General features: G+C 44.9%; 3 protein-coding genes. All 3 read left to right on the forward strand.

Going from position 1 to position 2762, the window contains the following annotated elements:
• Window positions 1-440: hypothetical protein (locus JRI89_17690; protein MBW2073065.1), on the forward strand; the 440-nt coding region annotated here is incomplete at its 5' end.
• A complete protein-coding gene (locus tag JRI89_17695) occupies window positions 409-852 on the forward strand; it encodes an FHA domain-containing protein (protein MBW2073066.1) in 444 nt (147 codons plus the stop codon). The genes JRI89_17690 and JRI89_17695, both read left to right, overlap by 32 nt.
• A gap of 47 nt (window positions 853-899) precedes the next feature.
• Window positions 900-2762, forward strand: a 1863-nt coding sequence (locus tag JRI89_17700; GenBank protein MBW2073067.1) for a PAS domain S-box protein, incomplete at its 3' end; no start/stop codon positions are given.

Here is a 2762-nt window from a genome sequence, read left to right on the forward strand (position 1 = left end):
CATTTCCAGAGCAGGTGCGATTTCAACAGGAGTTTGCTGCGGAGCTGTCAAAGTCGGACCTGAATGCAGCTATCAAGGGAATGACTATCAGCATTGGCCAACAAGGTGCATTCATTAAAACAAGACAGTGGCAGGATTTCAAGCTGAACGATCAAGTAGAAGTATCAATATTCCTGCCATCAGTATTCAGGGAACCGAATGCAGTTGTAGGGATGTCAGGTTCTGCGGTGGTGACAGGAATAGACCCGGACAATGAGCTTATCAATATAGAATTTGCCAGGAGCTTTCGCAGATTCAAGAAAGTTGGTGAAGTGGGAGTTCCCGCTGAAAGTAGATACAAAAAGATAGCACATTACGTAACGTTACTGGATGATATCTGTTTAAAAGAGTTTCTGCAGAAATATCCAAATGGATTTTTTGCAAGTAATGTTTCAATTTAATACAAAGGTATATGACAATACAGAAGCATTTAAACATTTAGAGCAAGCTGACTTACAAACAGACTTTTTGGAAGCAAGGGTAATCGAAATTATAAAAAGGAAAAATAGTGACAATTGTAATATTATAACAATAGGTAGATCTTCGCAGAACGACATTATTTTGTATAATAATATAGTATCTAAATCACATGCCTTTCTTTATTGTCATCAAGATTGCAGGGCTATATATGTAACAGATCTAGAGTCAACTAACAATTCTTATATAAATGACGAAAAAATAGTTCCTTATAAACTATATCAGCTCACAGATGGCGATGAAATTTCATTTGGACCGCAGACTAAAGTTATTTATCTTACCTCTAGAGCTTTTTACGATTTTATTCTGTCTCTTAAACAGTCTTCGTGCAGTTAACTAATATGGCGGCCATTTGTAAGAGCTGCAAATTAGCTGAATAGTAAATGAGACTTCGGGCCATTCTGCTACTGTTAGCTTTGCTTGCCTTCCTGTCAGCGTCAATTGCTGGCTATCTCTATTACCTTTCACTACGACAAACAGCACTCCGCCAGGCGGAAACTAAAGCGGTCAATTATGGACGAGAATTGGACAGCAAGCTTTCGCTGTATTTATCCGAGAGCATAGAAGCCTGCAAGGCCTTTGCTGCAATGAAGGAACTGCGAAGAGCAGCAGTATCGCATGACAAAAAGGTCCTGCTGCAAGCCAAATCGTTGCTGAAATATTTTCACGAGGTCCTGGGATTTGGCACCTGTCTCCTCTTGAATGCAAATGGCAGAGTCATTGCTTCTTCAAAGCAAGCCGTGAAGGAAAAATTTGCTAATTCCGCCTACTTCAAAACGGCCATGAAAGGCAAGGTTACATTGCTGATTGGCAAAATAGCATCTGCAAACAAAGAGATGCTTATCTGCAGTCATCCAGTGTACAGCAACGGTCAGGGTGTTCCCGACGGCGTGTTGGTTGTAACCGCTTCGATAAAACCAATCATCACTACATTGGGGCGGGTGCATGAGGGAATCACCATGCTGGTTGGCCGGCAGGACAACGTGCTGATCGCGAATAGACCGGAATGGGTCGGTCGGTTCTTGTGGAAGAATGACAAGAATAGGGGTGCCAACAGCAAGGAAACTCAACACGGCGGCAATGGACGGCGGTCTGTTGGCTTGAGTTTGCCCAGCGGTACATATGCAGTTGATGCCGCAGGCAACAAGTACCTGATCTATCAAAAAAGAATCGCAGTTTACCCTGAATGGCAGGTAATCTATCTTGTCAGTTTCCGGGAAATTAGCATGAGGGTCTTTTATGATGTGCTCAGGTCGAGTGGCTCCATTGTTGTCGTTTTGTGCATCCTCGTGGCGATCTCTGTATTAATTCTCTATAAAATGGCGGCTCGCGACATCGCAGAACGCAAAAAGGCGGAGCAGGCCTTGCTGGAAAGCGAGAAAAGATACAGGACAGTGCTCGAAGCCAATCCTGACCCGGTGATTGTTGATGATCTCAAAGGGAGGGTCATCTATCTGAACCCTGCGTTTACCCGGGTATTCGGCTGGACCCTGGAAGAATGTCTCGGCAAGAAACTGGAGAATTTTATTCCAGAGACAGCCAGGGACTCAGCGAAGATTATGCTCGACGAGTTGTTGACAGGCGCTGAATATTCTGGCGTCGAAACCCAACGCTACACCAAGAAAGGTGAGCTCATTCCGGTCAGTATAAGTGGGGCCGTGTACAAAGACAGTGACGGCAAACCGGTTGGCAGCCTCATCAACCTCAGAGATATCAGCGAGAAGAAAAAGTTGCAAGCCCAGCTGAGACAGGCGCAAAAGATGGAAGCAGTGGGCACATTAGCTGGAGGAATTGCCCACGATTTCAATAACTTGTTGCAGGCAGTTCATGGATACTCGGAACTGTTGCTGATGGGCAAGAAAGAAGACGCTCCGGACTATCAGAAGCTGCAGAAAATTTTGCGTGCTGCTGAGAGGGGTGGGGAGTTGACCAAGCAGCTGCTCACTTTCAGCCGCAAGGTTGAAAGCAAGAAACAACCTCTCAATCTCAACAACGAAGTGGAACAAGTGAGCAGTTTGTTGGAACGCACCTTTCCGAAAATGATCGAGATCGAACTCCTTCTAGAGAAAGATCTCAAGATTTCCTATGCAGATCCGGCTCAGGTAGAGCAAATCCTGATGAACCTTGCACTCAACGCCAAAGACGCCATGCCGGAGGGCGGCAAGCTCACTATTGAAACGAAAAATATCATCTTGAACGAGGAATTTTGCCGAATACATCCAAAGGCAACTCCCTGGGAATATGTC

It is taken from the genome of Deltaproteobacteria bacterium, assembly GCA_019309045.1.
Taxonomy (GTDB): Bacteria; Desulfobacterota; Syntrophobacteria; order BM002; family BM002; genus JAFDGZ01.